19 protein-coding genes are annotated in these 17493 nt (G+C 59.7%); 8 read left to right on the plus strand and 11 right to left on the minus strand.

The genetic code is table 11. From position 1 onward, the window contains the following. The first annotated feature begins 48 nt into the window (after positions 1–48). Both H7850_RS00735 and tal read left to right on the plus strand, forming a co-directional pair. Entirely contained in the window at positions 49–1404 is a 1356-nt protein-coding gene (locus H7850_RS00735; RefSeq protein ID WP_227367487.1) for a sensor histidine kinase, read from the plus strand. 81 nt (positions 1405–1485) lie between these two features. After that, positions 1486–2442, plus strand: a complete 957-nt coding sequence (tal, locus tag H7850_RS00740) for a transaldolase (protein WP_227367488.1) — start codon at positions 1486–1488, stop codon at positions 2440–2442. Positions 2443–2452: 10 nt separating this feature from the next. Here the strand turns inward: tal and H7850_RS00745 are convergent, their stop codons facing one another. From H7850_RS00745 to H7850_RS00760, 4 genes are all read right to left on the minus strand, one after another. Continuing rightward, positions 2453–2767, minus strand: coding sequence for an AzlD family protein (locus tag H7850_RS00745; protein WP_227367489.1), 315 nt, complete (start codon positions 2765–2767; stop codon positions 2453–2455). Continuing rightward, positions 2764–3495 carry an AzlC family ABC transporter permease gene (locus H7850_RS00750; RefSeq protein ID WP_227367490.1) on the minus strand — a complete coding sequence of 244 codons (732 nt, stop codon included), beginning with the start codon at positions 3493–3495 and terminating at the stop codon, positions 2764–2766. The genes H7850_RS00745 and H7850_RS00750 overlap by 4 nt, the downstream gene beginning before the upstream one ends. Positions 3496–3585: 90 nt before the next feature. Beyond that, positions 3586–4581: an LLM class flavin-dependent oxidoreductase gene (locus H7850_RS00755; RefSeq protein ID WP_227367491.1), complete on the minus strand. Its 996-nt coding sequence runs from the start codon at positions 4579–4581 to the stop codon at positions 3586–3588. A gap of 105 nt (positions 4582–4686) precedes the next feature. Then, complete coding sequence (locus tag H7850_RS00760; RefSeq protein WP_227367492.1) at positions 4687–5295, minus strand: YqaA family protein; 609 nt, start codon at positions 5293–5295, stop codon at positions 4687–4689. A 114-nt stretch (positions 5296–5409) separates the two neighbouring features. On the opposite strand from H7850_RS00760, the gene H7850_RS00765 reads away from it, so the two are divergent. The 3 genes from H7850_RS00765 (at position 5410) to H7850_RS00775 (ending at position 7761) form a co-directional block, all read left to right on the plus strand. Then, positions 5410–7044 (plus strand): BCCT family transporter, encoded by a 1635-nt coding sequence (locus tag H7850_RS00765; protein WP_227367493.1) that lies wholly within the window; start codon positions 5410–5412, stop codon positions 7042–7044. 61 nt (positions 7045–7105) lie between these two features. Further along, on the plus strand, positions 7106–7276 hold the full coding sequence (locus H7850_RS00770; protein ID WP_227367494.1) for a hypothetical protein: 171 nt from the start codon (positions 7106–7108) through the stop codon (positions 7274–7276). Between the two features lie 341 nt (positions 7277–7617). Continuing rightward, positions 7618–7761, plus strand: a complete 144-nt coding sequence (locus H7850_RS00775; RefSeq protein WP_227367495.1) for an SDR family oxidoreductase — start codon at positions 7618–7620, stop codon at positions 7759–7761. A 15-nt stretch (positions 7762–7776) separates the two neighbouring features. Here H7850_RS00775 and H7850_RS00780 read toward each other — a convergent pair whose 3' ends face one another. From H7850_RS00780 to H7850_RS00790, 3 genes are read right to left on the minus strand one after another with little or no spacing between them, the layout of a single operon-like run. Beyond that, the gene (locus H7850_RS00780) at positions 7777–8211 is read right to left on the minus strand and encodes a hypothetical protein (RefSeq protein WP_227367496.1); all 435 of its coding nucleotides are present in this window, start codon (positions 8209–8211) and stop codon (positions 7777–7779) included. A 45-nt stretch (positions 8212–8256) separates the two neighbouring features. Beyond that, complete coding sequence (locus tag H7850_RS00785; protein WP_227367497.1) at positions 8257–9138, minus strand: PhzF family phenazine biosynthesis protein; 882 nt, start codon at positions 9136–9138, stop codon at positions 8257–8259. Between the two features lie 28 nt (positions 9139–9166). Continuing rightward, the gene (locus H7850_RS00790) at positions 9167–9334 is read right to left on the minus strand and encodes a DUF1127 domain-containing protein (RefSeq protein WP_227367498.1); all 168 of its coding nucleotides are present in this window, start codon (positions 9332–9334) and stop codon (positions 9167–9169) included. 171 nt (positions 9335–9505) lie between these two features. Between H7850_RS00790 and H7850_RS00795 the strand changes: the two genes are divergently transcribed. Together H7850_RS00795 and H7850_RS00800 are read left to right on the plus strand one after the other, a co-directional pair. Further along, on the plus strand, positions 9506–10972 hold the full coding sequence (locus H7850_RS00795) for a PLP-dependent aminotransferase family protein (RefSeq protein WP_227367499.1): 1467 nt from the start codon (positions 9506–9508) through the stop codon (positions 10970–10972). Further along, positions 10969–11673, plus strand: coding sequence for an extensin family protein (locus tag H7850_RS00800; RefSeq protein ID WP_227367500.1), 705 nt, complete (start codon positions 10969–10971; stop codon positions 11671–11673). The genes H7850_RS00795 and H7850_RS00800 overlap by 4 nt, the downstream gene beginning before the upstream one ends. Here the strand turns inward: H7850_RS00800 and aguA are convergent, their stop codons facing one another. After that, positions 11674–12786: an agmatine deiminase gene (gene aguA / locus H7850_RS00805; RefSeq protein ID WP_227367501.1), complete on the minus strand. Its 1113-nt coding sequence runs from the start codon at positions 12784–12786 to the stop codon at positions 11674–11676. Positions 12787–13019: 233 nt separating this feature from the next. Here aguA and H7850_RS00810 point away from each other — a divergent pair, with 233 nt between their 5' ends. Beyond that, positions 13020–13643 carry a YbhB/YbcL family Raf kinase inhibitor-like protein gene (locus H7850_RS00810; RefSeq protein WP_227367502.1) on the plus strand — a complete coding sequence of 208 codons (624 nt, stop codon included), beginning with the start codon at positions 13020–13022 and terminating at the stop codon, positions 13641–13643. A 57-nt stretch (positions 13644–13700) separates the two neighbouring features. On the opposite strand, the gene tdh is transcribed toward H7850_RS00810, so the two are convergent. From tdh to H7850_RS00825, 3 genes are read right to left on the minus strand one after another with little or no spacing between them, the layout of a single operon-like run. Further along, positions 13701–14726, minus strand: coding sequence for an L-threonine 3-dehydrogenase (tdh, locus tag H7850_RS00815; protein WP_227367503.1), 1026 nt, complete (start codon positions 14724–14726; stop codon positions 13701–13703). Further along, on the minus strand, positions 14723–15916 hold the full coding sequence (locus tag H7850_RS00820) for a glycine C-acetyltransferase (RefSeq protein ID WP_227367504.1): 1194 nt from the start codon (positions 15914–15916) through the stop codon (positions 14723–14725). Before H7850_RS00820 ends, tdh begins: the two co-directional genes overlap by 4 nt. A 52-nt stretch (positions 15917–15968) precedes the next feature. Continuing rightward, the gene (locus H7850_RS00825; RefSeq protein ID WP_227367505.1) at positions 15969–17453 is read right to left on the minus strand and encodes a Na+/H+ antiporter NhaC family protein; all 1485 of its coding nucleotides are present in this window, start codon (positions 17451–17453) and stop codon (positions 15969–15971) included. Positions 17454–17493: the final 40 nt, after the last annotated feature.

Below are 17493 nucleotides of genomic sequence, written 5' to 3' on the forward strand. Positions count from 1 at the left end.
CAAGGCAGGTTCAGCGCGATTACGCATTGGAGTCTGAGGCGGCGGCTGATGATGGCGTCCCTGATACTGGTCCTGTTAGTGCTGCCTCTGGCGGGCATGGGGCTTGCCTATAATTTTCGCGAGGCGGTAACCACTTCCTTCGATCAGCGTTTGACGTCGCTGTTGCAGGTGATTCTGGTTCGACTCGAGCGGGACCCGGTCAGTCGCCAGCTTGATGTATCCCTAGGCGATTCACGCTTTTCAAGAGTGTTCTCGGGTTGGTACTGGCAGGTGACCGACACTGAAAATACGACCCTGGTTTCTCGCTCGCTGTGGGATCAGCGCCTGCCGGTGACTCAGGCAGAAGGAATGACACTGCGTAATGCTCAAGGCCCTCGGGGTGAGCCGCTGCGCATTGCCGAACGCGACGTACGGTTGCCGGGCCATTCGCGCCGCCTGCACGTTAGCGTAGCGGCGTCCCGAGAGGAGTTGAATTCAGAAGTGGCACGCTTTGAGTGGTTGCTGGGGTTGTCGCTTCTAACGCTAGGGGTGCTGCTGCTGGCCGGGCTGGCCCTGCAAATCCATTGGGGGCTGGCACCGCTTCGACGTCTACATGCCAACCTACGTGCCATCGAGAGCGGTGAGCATAAACGACTGGATACACATCTGCCCGGCGAGCTTCGAGAGCTGGCCCAGGCCATGAACGAGGTGATCGAGCGCGACGAGCGTATGATTACGCGGAGTCGTGATGCCGCAGGTAACCTGGCTCATGCCTTGAAGACCCCGGTCAGCGTGCTCAAGACTCTGGGGGATCGTCTTGCCAAGGAGTCTCGTCATCAGATACGCGAAGAAGTGGCGCGTATCGATACTGCAGTGCGCCACCATCTGGCACGGGCATCTGTTGCGGGAAGCACGATGTTAGCCGGTCGAGTACCGCTGAAAGCGACCGTCGCGCCAATCGTCAGCGGCCTTGCACGCCTGGCTGAGCGTCGAGGCATCATGTTCGAGTATCATCTCGATGCGACACTCGATGTGCGCATGGACCCTCAGGATTTGCAGGAGCTGGTCGGCAACCTGCTGGATAATGCCCTGCATTGGGCCGACACTCACGTAAGGCTGAGCGCGGTTGCCGCGAATAAAGGCCTGTACTTGAGCGTCGAGGACGATGGGCCAGGCATTGATCCGGAGCAGCGAGAGCGGGTCTTGAAGCGGGGCGCCCGGCTGGATGAGCGGTGCTCTGATGATTCCGGCTCTGAATCGAGGCCCGCTCCTGGTTTTGAATCGAACTCCGATACTGGCTCTGGGCTGGGGCTTGCCATCGTCGGAGATTTGATGGCGCTTTATGGTGGAGAGTTGCAGCTTGGGGAGTCCGCTCTTGGCGGGCTATGTGCTCGGGTCTGGTTACCCGGCACGACATCCGCATGACCTTCCAGGGCCAAGTTGCGTTACCATGCGCGTCATTCCTTCAGCAATTATCCAGACACCCCCGCGTTAAAGGAGATGCCCATGTCCAGCCAACTGGATGCCCTCAAGCAACTTTCGATGGTGGTTGCCGATACCGGCGATCTCGATGCCATTCGCCGCTACGAGCCTCAGGACGCCACCACCAATCCGTCGCTGATCTTGAAGGCCTTCGATCTGCCCGGCCATCAGGCGCTGATCGACGAAACCCTGGCAAAGGTCAAGGGCGAGACAAGCGATGTCCAGGCACGTATCGATCAAGCCGTGGATCGTTTGTCGGTGGCCATCGGCAGCGAGATCGCCGGTATCGTGCCAGGGCGGGTCTCCACTGAAGTGGCGGCCAAGCTCTCCTTCGATAAAGACGCCAGCATCGCCAAGGCTCATCAGCTGATCGAACTTTACGATCAGCACGGCATCGGTTGCGATCGAGTGCTGATCAAGCTGGCTTCGACCTGGGAAGGTATTCGCGCCGCCGAGACTCTTGAGCGCGAAGGTATCCAATGCAACCTCACGCTGCTGTTCAGCGACGCTCAGGCCCGGGCTTGTTTCGATGCCGGTGTGCATCTGATCTCGCCTTTCGTCGGTCGTGTCACCGACTGGTACAAGAAGGAGACCGGCAAGGAGTACGCGCCGGAAGACGATCCCGGTGTCCAGTTCGTGCGCAATGTCTGCCGAGTGGCCAGCAACTACCGTTATGACACCGTGGTCATGGGGGCGAGCTTTCGCACCACCGGGCAGATCCTGGCCCTGGCGGGCTGCAATCGCCTGACCATCTCACCGACGCTACTCGAGGAGTTGGCCGGTAGCGAAGGCAATGTGGAGCGCAAGATCACCGATGTAGGGGAGGCCAGCGAGCGCCTGACGCCGCTGAACGAAGCTGCATTCCGCTGGGGCCACAATGAAGACGCCATGGCCAACGACAAGCTGGCGGAAGGTATTCGCCGCTTTGCCGCGGATCAGAATGAGTTGGAAAAGCGACTGCAGCAGCGCCTAGAGGGGTGACTACGGAAAATTAGCCTACCAACGCCCGCCAAAGCGCCGCGCTGAGAATGCCGGCGGCGATGGCGATCAGGGGCTTGCGCGTGAGCAGCATGGCGACAAGCGTCGCCACCAAGGCCAGACGCGCGCCCCAGTCGCCTTCGACCGCCGTGGGCATGATCACCGCAACCAATACCGACCCGGACATGGCATTGATGAAGCGCTCCATGCGTGGGCCGATAGGCACCCGTGACATGATCAGCACACCGCCACTGCGGGTCAGGTAAGTGATCAAGGCCATGATCAGGATTGCCAACAGGGCTCCGAGGGGCGTTGTCGGCAGGCTCAAGAGGCACGCCTCGTGTTGCGGGTGCCCTTGGCCGGCAACCATAATCCGGCCAGGCCACCAGCCAATGCACCGACAATCACGTGGGAATTGGCGGGTAACCAGCGCAGCGCGACGAAAGCGGACAGTGCGGCAACGCTCCACGGTATCAGAATGGACAACTGACGTGCGCCGCCGACCAGCATTGAGAGCAGAAAGCAGCCCATGATCACATCGAGCCCATAGCGTTCGGGATCGGTGATGCCGCTACCGAAGATTACGCCGATCAGTGTTCCGATCAGCCAAGCCAGCCACAGCGCCAATCCGCCGCCCACTAGCATACCAACGTTACGTTCGCCACGGCGAAAGTCGTCGGCGGCCATCGCCCAGTTTGAGTCACTCAATACCACAAGGCTGGCATAGCGCTGGCGGGTCGGCAGGTGTTGCAGCCAGGGATAGAGCGCAGCGCCCATCAGCAGGTGGCGGGCATTGATGGCGAAGGTCGTGGCGATCAAGGCGACCAGCGGAATCTCGGGGCCCCATATCTCGAGGACGGCAAATTGAGAGGCGCCGGCGAAGACCAGCGCGCTCATCAGTAGCGTCTCGACATCCGATAGCCCGCGTTGGGCCGCGGCGACCCCGAAAGCCAGACCAAAAGCGATGACGAACAGCGCCATAGGCGCCATGCGCCGCATGCCGAGAAGCGTGCCGGCAATATCCAGGCGCGCGCCGGTTGAGGAAGGTGACGCCATGCGAGTCTTACCGTGCAAGTTTTATATTAGTGAATCTCGTATCCTGCCTCTGCCACGGGATGACTGCAAGTGGATTGGTTGGTCGGAAAACTAGGTTCGCCACACCTCGGCCAGAATCTCGAAGGAGCGCTTGCGGTCCACTTGGCGATAGACATCCGTGGCGATCATCAGCTCGTTCGCCTGAGTCTGTTCCAGAAAGCGCTCCAGCCCTTCGCGCACCGTTTTCGGGCCGCCGATGACCGCGGCGCCCATATTCTGGGAGACCATGGCGCGCTCCTGGGGTGACCAGTCGAGGCTATCCGTGGGTGGCAGGGAGCGGGTGCTGCGCCCGCGAATCAGGTTGAGAAACTTCTGATGAGCGGTGGAGGCAAGATAGGTCGCCTGTGCATCGTTGTCTGCAGCGATCACCGGCATTCCTACCATGGCGTAGGGTTCGTCGAGCACATGGGATGGCTGGAACTGTTCGCGATACAGGCGCAGTGCCTCGAACAGATAGCCTGGGGCGAACTGGGCAGCGAAGGCGAAGGGCAGGCCCAGGCGGGCGGCGAGTTGTGCGCTGTAACCGCTCGAGCCCAGCAGCCAGATCGGCACATGAGTACCTTGCCCGGGATTGGCCCGCACCCGCTGATCCGGCAGGGCGTCTCCCAGATAGCGGCGCAGCTCATCGAGCTGATCGGGAAAATCGCTTACCCCGGAACGTGGATCGCGACGCATGGCCGCCATGGTTACGCCGTCGGAGCCCGGTGCCCGGCCCAGCCCGAGATCGATGCGCCCCGGGTAGAGGGTTTCCAGGGTACCGAACTGCTCTGCGATCACCAGGGGCGGGTGATTGGGCAGCATGATGCCGCCGGAGCCAACGCGAATTTGGCTTGTGGCGCCGGCGACATGGCCGATCAATACGGCCGTGGCAGCGCTGGCAATGCCGTCGATGTTGTGGTGCTCCGCCAGCCAGTAGCGATTGAACCCGAGGCCTTCGACCTGCTGGGCAAGATCGACGGTGTCGTCAAAGGTTTCAGCGACGCTGCCGCCCTGACGGATAGGGGCGAGATCCAGAACGGAGAGCGGGATATCGTGGAGTCGAGACATGCTGTTTCTCCCAAAAAAACTTGGGCGCCATTTCGTTAGCGCCCTTATTAGTGTTCTTTCTGGGGCCACCCATGTCGGATTGCAAGGCCTGGGCTTGCATAGGACCTATAAGAAATAGTCTTTCAATTGCCACCCCAGCCAGGCCACCAGCAGCACCAGCAGGAGTACACCCACCTTGCGAGAGTGCTTCTTCCAGATTCGCGTGGCGGCATCGCCGAATATCCGCACCAATAGCGCCAAACCAAAGTAGCGTACGCCTCGCGCCATGCAGGCCGCTGCCAGAAACAGCAGGAAAGGGTAGTTGCTGGCGCCGGCCACCAGCATGGCGATCTGGAAGGGCACAGGCGTGATACCGATGGCCAAGATCGCCAGGAATCCCTGCTTCTCGAAGCGCGCCTGAAAACTGTCGTAGACCTGTTGACCGCCGAAGAACGAAATCAGCGCATCCCCCCACTGCTCCATTGCCAGGCTACCCAGCCAGAAACCCACCGTCGCGGCGGCCAGATTGCCTGCCAAGGCAACCGCCGCGATACGCCACTTCTTGTCCGGATGCGACAGCATCCAAGGAATGATGATGATCTCGATGGGAATGGGGATCAGCAGGGTTTCCAGCATCGAAGCCAGAAACAGCAGCCAATAAGCATGGTTCGACCTCGCAAGCCGGTCGAGCCAGGCGGTGGAAGAGGCAATGGATGTGAAAGAAGGTAAAGGCATGAGCGGGCTGTGTAAGTAGATGATTTAAAGGTTTACCGCCGGGTGAATTAGAATGCTGCGATCTATAAGCTGTCGCAGCAATAGTCTATACGGTATTTCGCTCAAGGAAGAAATATGACCAATTTTGGACGGCAACGCGTCTTTATCGTCTCTGCTTTGATCATCGTCGCCCTGGTCGCGATCGGTGCTGCTTTTCCCCAGCAGTTCGGCGATTTCGCCAGCTCCGCATTAGGGGTCATCGGTCGCTATTTTGGCTGGTTCTATCTGTTTTCGGTATTCGGTTTCGTACTGTTTTTGTTTGCACTTGCCTTTAGCAAGTACGGCAAGATCCGCCTGGGACCTCAGGACAGTACGCCGACCTATAGTTTCTTTTCCTGGATCAGCATGCTGCTGGCTGCGGGGTTCGGGGTAGGGTTGGTGTTCTATGGTATGGCGGAGCCTATGACCCACTATCTGCACCCGCCCTATGGCGACGTGCCTGCTGAAACCGCGGCTTCGGCGCGCTACGCCATCCAGTACAGCTTCTTCAACTGGGGCATTCACCAGTGGGCGGCATTCTCCATCGTCGGGCTGATCATTGCCTATTTTCAGTTCCGCAAGGGCCAGGCCGGGCTGGTCTCCTCGGTGCTCTCTTCCGTGACGGCCAAGCGTCCGAAGGCAAGGAAGCTGGCACCGGCCCTAGATATCTTCGCGGTGGTGGCCACGGTCATGGGGGTGGCAACTTCGATTGGCCTGGCGGTACTGCAGATCAACGGTGGTCTGCATGCGGTCTTCGGGGTCGAGGAAAGCGCGCTGTGGAAGTTCATCATCATGGGGGCGATGTTCGTCTGCTATATGCTCTCGACCTGGTCGGGTCTGGACAAGGGCATCAAACGCCTTTCCAACCTCAATCTGACCTTGTGCTTTCTTCTCATGTTCTATGTGCTGTTCACCGGGCCCACGGTTGCCATTCTCGAGACCATCACGCTGGGCATCGGCGACTATCTGCAGAACTTTGTGGCCATGAGCCTGCGCACCACGCCGTACAGTGGCAAGACCTGGGCCACCGAGTGGACGGTATTCTACTGGGCCTGGGTGATTGCCTGGTCGCCCTTCGTCGGCACCTTCGTGGCGCGGGTCTCTCGCGGCCGTACCATCAAGGAGTATGTGTTTGGCGTTCTGATCGTTCCGCCGCTGCTGGCGTGTCTATGGATCGGTATCTTTGGCGGCGCAGCGATCAATCTTGAAATGTCCGGGGATGTCGGCCTGGCCGCCGCCACGGATGAGAACATCACCGTGGCGCTGTTTCAGATGTTCGAACTGATGCCTTTTTCCAACGTGCTCTCCGTCGTTGCTTTGCTGCTGATCTTCATTTTCCTGGTCACCTCTGCCGATTCCGCGACCTACATCGTGGCGCAGATGACCGATGGCGGCTCGATCGATCCGCCGCTCTACAAGCGCGTGGCCTGGGGCGTGCTCATCGCCGCCATCTGCCTGACCCTGATCATCGCCGGTGGTCTGAAAGGCTTGCAGTCCGCCGCAGTGCTTTCGGCATTGCCGTTCACCTTCATCATCTATGTCATGATATTCGTGTTGCTCAAGGAGTTGCGAGCCGATCGCAAGGCTATGCTCACAACGCTCTATCGCCGTCATGGCGAAACCCCGGTGGGAGCGGATGCGTTCGAAGCGGAGCAGATGGCGGATGAAGATCGCTATCGGCGAGCGCCGGATGTAGTCAATCGGCGTATCAATCCAAGAGGGGGTCGGTAAGGGCGATAGTCAGTCGACGGTGCTAAGCTAATGTAGTCGAGGCCGAGTATCGGACACTGCCATGTCTTCATTCAGGAGACCTTCCTTCAAGAAATCTTCCACTTCTTCCCGGCGCGGGGCAACGCGCCGTTCCGCGCCGGAAAACGATCGTTGGCTCAACCGCCTGCTCGATATTGCCGTGGCTTCTGCCCTGTTGGTGGGAAGTGCGGCGCTATTGATCAGTCAGTTCTAGTGACCTTTCCACATTCGACCCATTGAAAAGGAGATTTCCATGTTCGACCCAGGACACTTCCGGCTCGATGATCAGGTGGTGCTGATTACCGGCGCAGGGGCCGGTATTGGCCGAGGAATAGCCGAAACGTTTGCCGGGGCCGGGGGTCAGTGATCTGGATGCGAATGCCGCCAGCACGGTAGCGAAGGAAATCACTCGGCAGGGCGGCCAGGAGGCGAGCACGACCTGCGGCGTCACCAAGGACGAGGATCTTGAGCGATTCGTGAAGGAGGCCATCGCTCCGGGTGCCACCCGCACTGACGCGCTGAAATCCGTGCTGACGGACGAAATCGAGGAAAAAGATGCTAGCCCATACCCCGATCAAGCGCCTGGGTGAGCCGGAAGACATTGCCAATGCGGCGCTCTTTCTGTGTTCACCGGCGGCGAGCTGGATCAGCGGTCAGATATTGACCGTTTCTGGTGGCGGCGTTCAGGAACTGGATTGAGCCAGCAGGCTGGTTTTAAACGGCGGACCCGCGCGTCTGCTCCAAGCCCAGCTGAAACACCCGAGCGAATACCAGGGTACCCACCCCCCAGGCGGCATTGACGATAAAACCGATGGGCAACACCATCAGACGAATGCCTTGCCCCTTGAGCGGAAAGACGATCAGCATGGCCACCAGGGTCAGTACGATACCGCCAAACAGTAGAGCCTTCCACCACTGTCCTTGCGCGACATTGAAGTGCGAAAACAGCCATAGCATGATGATACCCCATAGCCCGCCCCAGAAACTGGCCGAGAACCATGCCGGTACACCAAACGGCGGCACCGCCGAGGCGTTGTAGGGCGCCGAAGGAATGACACCAAAGGCATGCAGCAGCCCGGCAGCAGCCTGATGGAAGCAGATCACGGCAAGAAAGCCGGCGATGAAGGCAAGAAGGATGAAACGCGCCATAAAGACTCCGTGGTGGTGAGTTCGGGGCCTCAGTATGGTGCATGATCAGCGAATCTGCATGGTACCCTGCCCGACGATCACCGCCTGACCCGCAATGCTGATCGTCATAGGGGCGTTGTCGCGACGCTCGGCCTTCGCGATTATCCGGCTGGGTCGGCCCATCTCTACGCCTTGATCGATGATCCAGCGCCAAGCGCCATTGCCGGGTTGCCTTATCGCTAATGTGCCCGCCAACGCTGCAGCCGCGCTGCCGGTCGCCGGGTCTTCACGCAGGCTACCTTCCATTGAAAACATGCGACTACGCAATCTCCCTCCCTGCCCCGAGTTTGTTTCAATGACATAAAGATAGAGCGTGTCCTCGCCACTTGGCGTTATCCCGCTAGCCCAGAGGGTGGGTGCAGGAGTTGCTTTGGCCAATGCCTCCAGCGAGTCGAGTTCGACGAGGTGGAAGGCCAGGCCGCAGGAGCCAAGTACTGGCTCACTTATGACTTGGTGTTCCTCGAGGCCAAGCAACGACGCAGCCTTGGAGCGGTTGAGAGTGCTGGCGCTGACCTTAGCGGGTCGCGCCGTGGTGAAGCATGCCAGCTCTTCGTCGAAATGCACCTCCAGCGGGCCCACGCCGGCTTCTAGAATCAACGCCTGTTCACGCTTTGCCCATCCCAGCTGCATCAGCAGATGCGCCGTGCCAACGGTAGGATGACCGGCGAAGGGCAGTTCCATAGTTGGCGTAAAGATGCGAATCGGGTAGCGGTTGGCTTCATTCGCCTCGCTCACGAACACCGTCTCGGACAGGTTCAGTTCATTGGCAATGGCTTGCATGAGCTCGGTCGTCATGCTCTCCGCATGGGGAAAGACCGCCAGCGGGTTACCCGAGAAGGCGCGATCGGTAAACACATCCAGCAGATAATAGTCGGCTTTATTTATCATATCTTTGTCCTGGTCCAGGGGTGTGAAATTACGCCTTCCAGAATGGCTTACTGCCTTCGCGAACGGCATCGGCGCGCGATAACCCGATGTCCTTGAGCTGATGGAGTTCAAGCTCGAGCAGCTGTTGTCGGGAATAACGGCGATGCTGGTACTCACGGAGCCTAGCAAAGAGTCGAGTAAGGCGTGTCAGGGTCATGACAACTCTCCTGTGGGTGCATGTTCACTAACAGGCTACGGCCGTTATTGTTTGCAATACAGATTCAGAGGGCTATAAATAAAAAGGGTGCAATTAAAGGAAAAAGCCGACTGTACCGTGCTAAAACTCATAGTCTGTACCGGTTGGGTGCGGTGAGGGGGTCTGTCTGTCATGAAGCGCTATGAACAAGTAGCCGCTACCTTGCGCCAGCGCATGGAACACGGCATTTATCGGGTGGGTGATCGCTTGCCGTCGATCAGGGCGCTGTGTCGTGAGTTCGAAGTGAGTGTCTCCACTGCTCAGGCAGCCTATGGCCGGCTGGAGGATGTGGCACTGGTCGAGGCGCGCCCCAGATCCGGTTACTACGTACTACCGCGTCAGACGCCGACGGTGCTGCCGGCGCCGACACGACCGGCGCAACGACCGTTGGATGTGTCCCAATGGGACCAGGTGTTGGAACTGGTGGCTGTGCCCTGCGGCGATGAGATATTGATGCTGGGCAATGGCATTCCCGATCTCGACAGCCCGACACTCAACCCTCTGAAGCGTTCGCTGGCTGGTCTACACCGGCGTAGCGGCAGTCATGGACTGAACTACGATACGCTGATTGGTAGTCTTGAACTCCGGCACGAAATTACTCGCCTGGCGACGGCCTCGGGTTGCCTGCTGCATCCCGACGACGTGCTGATCACTACCGGGTGTCAGGAGGCATTGTCGATTGCCATCCGCACGCTGACCGCGCCGGGCGACGTGGTCGCGGTAGATTCCCCAAGCTTCTATGGCACCATGCAGATATTGAGGGCCAACGGCCTAAAGGCACTGGAAATCCCCACCGATCCATGCACCGGGATCAGCCTCGAGGCGTTGGAACTGGCACTGGAACAGTGGCCGATTCGCGCCATCCAAGTAACCCCGACCTGCAATAACCCGCTCGGCTATACCATGCCTGAGCCGCGCAAGCGCGCGCTGGTGGCTCTGGCGCAGCGTTTCGACGTGGCGATCATCGAAGACGACATCTATGGCGATCTGGCTTTCACGACACCGCGCCCCAAGACGCTCAAGGCCTTCGATGACGAGGGCCGCGTGCTGCTGTGCAGTTCGTTTTCCAAGACGCTGACGCCGGGATTGCGGGTCGGCTGGATCGCACCGGGACGCTATCGCGATCAGGTGATGCACATGAAGTACGTCTCGACCGGCGCCTCGGCGACCCTGCCGCAACTGGCAGTGGCCGAGTTCATTGCCAAAGGCCACTACGAGCATCACTTGCGCGAGATGATTCGCCAGTACCAACGTCACCGTGACATCCTGCTCGGCTGGGTCGAACGGCATTTTCCCGCCGGCACCGGCATCAGCTATCCGCAAGGGGGGTTCCTGCTATGGCTGGAACTGCCGGCCGGTGTCGACTGCGTGCGCCTCAACGAGCGGCTGGCCAGCTCAAACATTCGTATCGCTCCCGGGTCGCTGTTTTCCGCTTCGGGTAAATACCGTCATTGCCTGCGTCTCAACTACGCTGCGCCGCTGACGTCCATCGTCGCTTCGGCAATTCGCACGGTAGGCGAGAGTGTCGCGACCATGGTGGTTGAGGCCGAGGCGCTACAGGGAAAGGATGCAGCGAATGGAATAACCGGTGCGCTATGAGGATTCATGCCCGTGAAGTCTTCGGTTTGCTGTTGATCGTCGTGGGCATCGGCTTTGACAAACAGTGGTGGACGATCCCGCGCGAGTGGGCGCCCTGGCAACCGCTGCACGTATCGGACCCATTGACCCCGATTACACAGTGGAAATTGTCACGCCTTGAAGACGATCGTGACGGTTGCCTGGCGGCGTTGCAGACTGCTCCCGAGGCGTCTTTGCGCTACACACCGCTCGATGATTACACCCCGGTTGCCGACTGTCCGTTGATCAACGTGGTGCGGGTTCAGCGCGGCGAGGCAGCGTTCAACCGCAGCTTCGTGGCCTCTTGCCCCTTGGCGTTGACCTGGGCGCTTTATGAACAGCACCGTCTGCAGCCGCTAGCGCGGGAAATCTTTGGCCAGTCGATTTCTCAAGTACAGCATTACGGCAGCTTCGCCTGCCGCAATATCTACCATCGCAAGAATGCCCGACGTAGCGAACACGCCAGCGCCGCAGCGCTGGATGTGGCGGCGTTTCGGCTCGAGGAGGGTCAACGTATCGAGGTCTTGAAGGATTGGGGCAGCGAAGGGAAAGCGGGGGCGTTTCTCAAGCGCGCCCAGGAAGGCGCCTGTGGTCTTTTCGGTACGGTATTGGGTCCGGAGTACAATGCCGCTCATGCCAATCATTTTCATCTGGGCATGCGCGGCATGAGTTTTTGTCGTTAATCAGGCTTGAACTTTGGGCTGCTGCTGGGTAATACAGTGAATATTGCCGCCGCCCAAGAGGATTTCGCGGGCCGGCACGCCGATTACACGCCTGCTTGGAAAGAGACTTTCGAGGATGTTCTGGGCTTCGTCGTCGTGGGTAGGATCGAGCAAAGGCATGACGACGACCGAGTTGCCGATGTAAAAATTGACGTAGGAGCCCGCCATGCGGTCGCCGGGCTGACGAGGCTTCGAGCCGCTCAGACGATCGACGCCGCTGGCTTCCGTTTCGGCGATGGTCAGCGGTCCCGGCAGTGGCAGTAAATGAACCTTGAGGCGCCGCCCCTGTGCATCCGAGACCTTTTCCAGAATCTCTCGTGCCTCATAGGAAATGGCATGCTGAGGATCGCTTTCGTCATCGGTCCAGGTCAATGCCACCTCGCCGGCCGCGATGAAGCAGCACAGGTTGTCGACGTGGCCATCGGTCTCGTCCTGATAACAGCCCCGCGGTAACCAGACGATCTTGCTGACGCCGAGGAAGTCGCAAAGCAAGCGTTCCATGTCCGTCCTGTTCCACTCCGGGTTGCGGTTGGGGTTGAGCAGGCACTCCTCGGTGGTGATCAGCGTGCCTTCGCCATCCACATGAATCGCCCCACCTTCAAGCACCAACGGCGAGATGAAGCGCTCGATCCCCAGTATCTCGGCGATCTTTATGCGAATGCGCCGATCCTTGTCCCAGGGAAAGTAGAGCCCGCCGTTGAGCCCGCCCCAAGCATTGAACTCCCAATCCACCATCGCCAGCCGGCCATCCGAATGCGTGAGGAAAGTCGGCCCGACGTCACGCATCCAGGCATCGTTGCTCGAAAGCTCCACCACGCGGATATGCGCGGGTAACTGGTGGCGCGCATTCTCGTACTGATCGTCGTTGACGCCGACGAACACCGTCTCGCTTTCGGCGATGGCGCTGGCTACCGCGACGAAAGCAACTTGCGCCGGCTTGGCACCGTAACGCCAGTTGTCTGGGCGCTGGGGCCAGAGCATCCAGCAGGCATCGTGAGGTGCAAACTCCGCGGGCATGGAAAAGCCGCGTTCAGCCGGAGGCGGGGTGCTGTTTGAAGCGCTGTTGTCGGTCATGGCGTTTACGATACGGCCGGTGGAGTTCCAGCTTCACACACTGCCAGCGAAGGCGCCATGGTATGTTTTACTCAACGGTTGAGTCTTGTCGATAGGGCTCGGGAGCATCGACACCTTGAAAAACAGCAAGACGATGACCACAAATACTGATTAGCGAGTCAGCAGTAGCTCAGCGTTAAGTCTAACGAACTGCTAGGCTGAAGCAGATGCGATCAACGACACAGGAGGTGACAATGAAGCTGACCATACAGGGTATTCAGGATCAGCAACCCATTCCCGAGAAATTCGCCTTTGGCGTTCCCGGTGACGGTGAGCCCATGGCGACAGGACCGAATCGCAATCCCGCCCTGACTTGGGAAGGTGCACCGGAAGGCACGAAAAGCTTCGCCATCGTTGTGGTGGATCCGGACGTGCCGGAAGATGCAAGTGATGCCAATCAGCCCGGCAAGATGCTGGCGGCGGATCTCAAGCGGCGCAATTTCTATCACTGGGTGCTGGTGGATATTCCGGCGGGTACCAGCGCCATCGAAGAGGGCGTGGCGTCCGATGGCGTCACGCCTCATGGCAAAGAGCCCGGCCCGAGCGAGCTTGGCCTCAAAGGTATCAACTCCTTCACCGACTTCCTGGCCGGTGATCCGGACATGGAAGGCACCTACGGCGGCTACGACGGCCCGTGCCCGCCCTGGAACGACGAGCGCATCCACCATTATCACTTCACGGTCTATGCGCTCGACGTGGAAACCTTGGGGCTGAACGGCGAATTCACCGGCGTCGAGGCGGAAATGGCCATTCAGGATCATGTGCTGGACAAGGCCACGGTGACCGGCACCTACACGCTGAATCCCGCACTTCGATAAGCGTAGTACGTATCACAAAACGGCCTTTGCTCATGAAAAAGCGAGGGCCGTTTTTTTCTAAGCCCACTCCAATATCACCTTCCCTGACTTTCCCGTTTTCATCACCTCGAAGCCCTTCTCGAAGCTGTCGATACCAAAACGATGCGTGATGACCGGACTCAGATCGAGGCCGGATTGAATGAGACTTGCCATCTTGTACCAGGTCTCGAACATCTCGCGGCCGTAGATGCCCTTGATGGTCAGACCCTTGAAGATCACCTTGGTCCAGTCGATGGCCATTTCCTTGGGCGGAATGCCGAGCATGGCGATCTTGCCGCCGTGGTTGATGACGTCGAGCATCTCGTCCACCGCCGCCGATACGCCGGACATCTCCAGCACCACATCGAAGCCTTCATGCATGTGCAGGTCGGCCATCACATCCTGAAGTTTTTCGCGGGAAACGTTGACGGTGCGCGTCGCTCCCATCTTGGCTGCCAGTTCCAGACGGTAGTCGTTGATGTCGGTGATCACCACATGGCGCGCGCCGATATGACGCACTACTGCGGCGGCCATGATGCCGATGGGGCCAGCGCCAGTGATCAGCACGTCTTCGCCGACCACATCGAAGGCAAGTGCCGTGTGCACTGCATTGCCGAAGGGATCGAAGATCGCCGCCAACTCATCGGATATCTCATGCGGCAGCTTGAATAGATTGTAGGCCGGCAGCGTCATGTATTCGGCAAAGGCACCGGGGCGATTGACCCCCACCCCGACGCTATTGCGGCACAGGTGCCGCCGCCCGGCGCGACAGTTGCGGCAGTGACCGCAGGTGACGTGGCCCTCGCCGGAAACGCGGTCTCCCACCTCGAACCCTCGGACCTCCTCACCCAGCGCGACGATCTTGCCGGAATATTCGTGGCCGGTGATCATCGGCACCGGCACGGTGTTCTGCGACCACTCGTCCCACTGGTAGATGTGCATATCGGTGCCGCAGATGGCGGTACGATGAATCTTGATCAGCACATCGTTGTGGCCGATTTCCGGCACCGGCGCATCGATCATCCAGATGCCCGGTTCCGGCTTGAGTTTCGATAGCGCTTTCATGAAATCACCTCGAGTTCGCGACCGATACGAGTAAAGGCATCGATGGCCGCGTCGATCTGCTCAGAAGTATGGGCCGCGGACATCTGAGTGCGAATGCGGGCCTGCCCCTTGGGCACCACGGGAAAGGAGAAGCCGATCACGTAGATACCTTCCTGGAGCAGCCGATCGGCGAATTCGCTGGCCAGGCGCGCATCCCCAAGCATCACCGGAATGATCGGATGATCGGCGCCTGCCAGAGTGAAGCCCGCCTGGCTCATGCCGTCACGGAAACGGGCCACGTTGTCCCATAGCTGTTTGCGCAGCGCATCGCCCTGTTCGACCTTGTCGAGTACCGCCAGGCTGGCGGCCACGATGGGGGGCGCCAGCGCGTTGGAAAACAGATAGGGGCGCGAGCGCTGGCGCAGCCATTCGGCAATGGCACCGCGGGCTGCGGTGACGCCGCCGGATGCCCCGCCCAGCGCCTTGCCCAGGGTGGTGGTGACGATATTCACGCGGTTCATCACCTGATGGTATTCGTGGGTGCCACGTCCGCTGTCACCGAGAAACCCGGTGGCATGACAGTCGTCGATCATCACCATGGCGTCATAGCGCTCGGCAAGGTCACAGATACCTTTGAGGTTGGCGATCACGCCATCCATGGAAAACACGCCGTCGGTAGCGATCAGCTTGAAGCGCGCTCCGGCGTCATCGGCTTCTTTCAAACGGGCTTCGAGTTCCGCCATGTCGTTGTTGGCATAGCGATAGCGCTTGGCCTTGCATAGCCGTACCCCGTCGATGATCGAGGCGTGGTTCAGGGCATCGGAGATGATCGCGTCCTCGGCACCGAACAAGGTCTCGAATAGGCCGCCGTTGGCATCGAAGCAAGACGAGTAGAGGATGGCATCGTCCATGCCCAGGAACTCCGCCAGGCGTTTTTCCAGACGGCGATGTTCTGCGTGGGTGCCGCAGATGAAGCGCACCGAGGCCATGCCGAAGCCTTGTTCATCGAGGCCATGCTTAGCAGCGTCGATCAGCTCGGAATCGTCCGCCAGCCCCAGGTAGTTGTTGGCGCAGAAATTGATGACCTCGCCGCTTGCCACCTTGACCTTGGCCCGCTGGGGCGAGAGCAGTTCGCGCTCCTGCTTGTAGAGCCCTTCCTCACGCAACTCGTCTAGTTGTTGCTTCAGATGGGCCTGAAATGTGTTGGACATGGATAGATCTCCCTTGAACGAACGGGCTTGAAAGAGTGGGGCGCCAAGCGGTTCAGCTCAGTGCTGCAGGTCTTTCCTTTACTGCCTCGCCATTGGGGCCTTCGAATTTCAGCCCCCAACTGGTCAGGGCGGCGAACAGCATGATCAGCGCCAGGAACCAGCCTTGAAAGACGAAGGGGAATACTTCGGTCGGCACCACCGCTGGCAGCCAGTCGTAGGTGCCTTGCATCGACGTGATCGTCGACCACCCTAGCAGCACCGGTGCGCCCCAGGGAAAGATATACCCCAGCGCGGAGGTGACCGCGTCGAGCATGTTGGCCCGCCGATAGCGGTGGATGTGATAGCGAGTACCGAGTTCACGCACGAAAGGCGCGGCGGCGATCTCGGCGGCGGTGTTGATGGTAATGGCGCTGTTGAGCAGAGCGACGATACCCCAGATCGAGGTCTCGGCACGTTTGACGGAATTCCCGATCCAGGCCATCAGCCTGCCGGTAATCATCTCCATGGTGCCGCCGAGCTTCATCAAATAGGCGGCGGCAACGATGAGCAGGATCAGTATCGACATGGTGACGTAGCCCTGCACCCCATTGACCAGTGCACCGGTGATCACCGTATCGGAATCCTTGTCGAACGCGATGATCTCGGACAGAGAGCCGGTATTGACAATGACGATGGTAGGTATCGCCACCAGAATGCCCCAGGTCAGCGAGGTCAATAGGTGTTGACCGGATAGCGCCAGGATCAGCACCAGGGCGAAGGGCACCAGCATCACCAGCCCCAACGGCTGGGTGGACTCCATCATCGCGTTCAGCGCGGCGGGATCGGTGGCGCTACTGTCGCCCCCGCCCCCGAACAGCACGTAGAGGATCGCCGCGGGGGCTGCAGCCATGATCGAGTACTTGAAACGGCTGCGCACCACCCCGGGCACATCCGCGTCCTGAGTGGTGGCGGAGACGATGGTAGTGTCCGATACCGGTGCCAGGTTGTCGCCGAAGATGGCGCCGGAGAGGATCGCCGCAAAGAGCATCACCGGATCGCTGCCCACGGCAACGCCGGCGGGGTACATCAGGGTACAGAAGGCCACGGTAGTGCCGTAACCGGTGCCTACGGCAGTCGAGAAGATGGCGGCCAGTATGAAGGTCAACGCCACGAACCAGCCCCCGGTCATATCCGAGATGGCGCCCAACCACACCAGGCCTTCCACCAGGCCGCCGACCTGTAGCACCTGAGCGAACATGCCGGCATAGAACCAGGCGACGATGGCGACCACGCCCACGGGTTGGGTCAGCCCCTCGAACAACCCCTTGGCGTAGTCTTCCCATTGACTGGTGCAGAAAAATAGCCCCAGGGTGATGCCGAACAAGGCGCCCATCACCAGGCCGATCTCCGACGAGAGGCCAAGCACACTGATGCTTATTGCCCAGATCACGAAGAACAGCAATGGTATCGCTGCGCCCCAGGCCCCAAGACGAAACGAGAGGGCTGACACGCCTTCATCTTGGGCGGTTTGTTGCTGATCCGTCGGCGTGCTGCTCATAATTCATTCCTTGTTATTCATTGCCTGTCATCAGCGTAGC

The organism is Halomonas sp. M20 (assembly GCF_020622265.1).
Taxonomy (GTDB): domain Bacteria; phylum Pseudomonadota; class Gammaproteobacteria; order Pseudomonadales; family Halomonadaceae; genus Modicisalibacter.

What these genes read in the sequence shown, in the direction of transcription:
- H7850_RS00735 (WP_227367487.1), top strand. Translation starts at nt 49, where the DNA reads ATGATGGCGTCCCTGATACTGGTCCTGTTAGTGCTGCCTCTGGCGGGC.
- tal (WP_227367488.1), top strand. Translation starts at nt 1,486, where the DNA reads ATGTCCAGCCAACTGGATGCCCTCAAGCAACTTTCGATGGTGGTTGCC.
- H7850_RS00750 (WP_227367490.1), bottom strand. Translation starts at nt 3,495, where the DNA reads ATGGCGTCACCTTCCTCAACCGGCGCGCGCCTGGATATTGCCGGCACG.
- H7850_RS00755 (WP_227367491.1), bottom strand. Translation starts at nt 4,581, where the DNA reads ATGTCTCGACTCCACGATATCCCGCTCTCCGTTCTGGATCTCGCCCCT.
- H7850_RS00760 (WP_227367492.1), bottom strand. Translation starts at nt 5,295, where the DNA reads ATGCCTTTACCTTCTTTCACATCCATTGCCTCTTCCACCGCCTGGCTC.
- H7850_RS00765 (WP_227367493.1), top strand. Translation starts at nt 5,410, where the DNA reads ATGACCAATTTTGGACGGCAACGCGTCTTTATCGTCTCTGCTTTGATC.
- H7850_RS00770 (WP_227367494.1), top strand. Translation starts at nt 7,106, where the DNA reads ATGTCTTCATTCAGGAGACCTTCCTTCAAGAAATCTTCCACTTCTTCC.
- H7850_RS00775 (WP_227367495.1), top strand. Translation starts at nt 7,618, where the DNA reads ATGCTAGCCCATACCCCGATCAAGCGCCTGGGTGAGCCGGAAGACATT.
- H7850_RS00780 (WP_227367496.1), bottom strand. Translation starts at nt 8,211, where the DNA reads ATGGCGCGTTTCATCCTTCTTGCCTTCATCGCCGGCTTTCTTGCCGTG.
- H7850_RS00785 (WP_227367497.1), bottom strand. Translation starts at nt 9,138, where the DNA reads ATGATAAATAAAGCCGACTATTATCTGCTGGATGTGTTTACCGATCGC.
- H7850_RS00790 (WP_227367498.1), bottom strand. Translation starts at nt 9,334, where the DNA reads ATGACCCTGACACGCCTTACTCGACTCTTTGCTAGGCTCCGTGAGTAC.
- H7850_RS00795 (WP_227367499.1), top strand. Translation starts at nt 9,506, where the DNA reads ATGAAGCGCTATGAACAAGTAGCCGCTACCTTGCGCCAGCGCATGGAA.
- H7850_RS00800 (WP_227367500.1), top strand. Translation starts at nt 10,969, where the DNA reads ATGAGGATTCATGCCCGTGAAGTCTTCGGTTTGCTGTTGATCGTCGTG.
- aguA (WP_227367501.1), bottom strand. Translation starts at nt 12,786, where the DNA reads ATGACCGACAACAGCGCTTCAAACAGCACCCCGCCTCCGGCTGAACGC.
- H7850_RS00810 (WP_227367502.1), top strand. Translation starts at nt 13,020, where the DNA reads ATGAAGCTGACCATACAGGGTATTCAGGATCAGCAACCCATTCCCGAG.
- tdh (WP_227367503.1), bottom strand. Translation starts at nt 14,726, where the DNA reads ATGAAAGCGCTATCGAAACTCAAGCCGGAACCGGGCATCTGGATGATC.
- H7850_RS00820 (WP_227367504.1), bottom strand. Translation starts at nt 15,916, where the DNA reads ATGTCCAACACATTTCAGGCCCATCTGAAGCAACAACTAGACGAGTTG.
- H7850_RS00825 (WP_227367505.1), bottom strand. Translation starts at nt 17,453, where the DNA reads ATGAGCAGCACGCCGACGGATCAGCAACAAACCGCCCAAGATGAAGGC.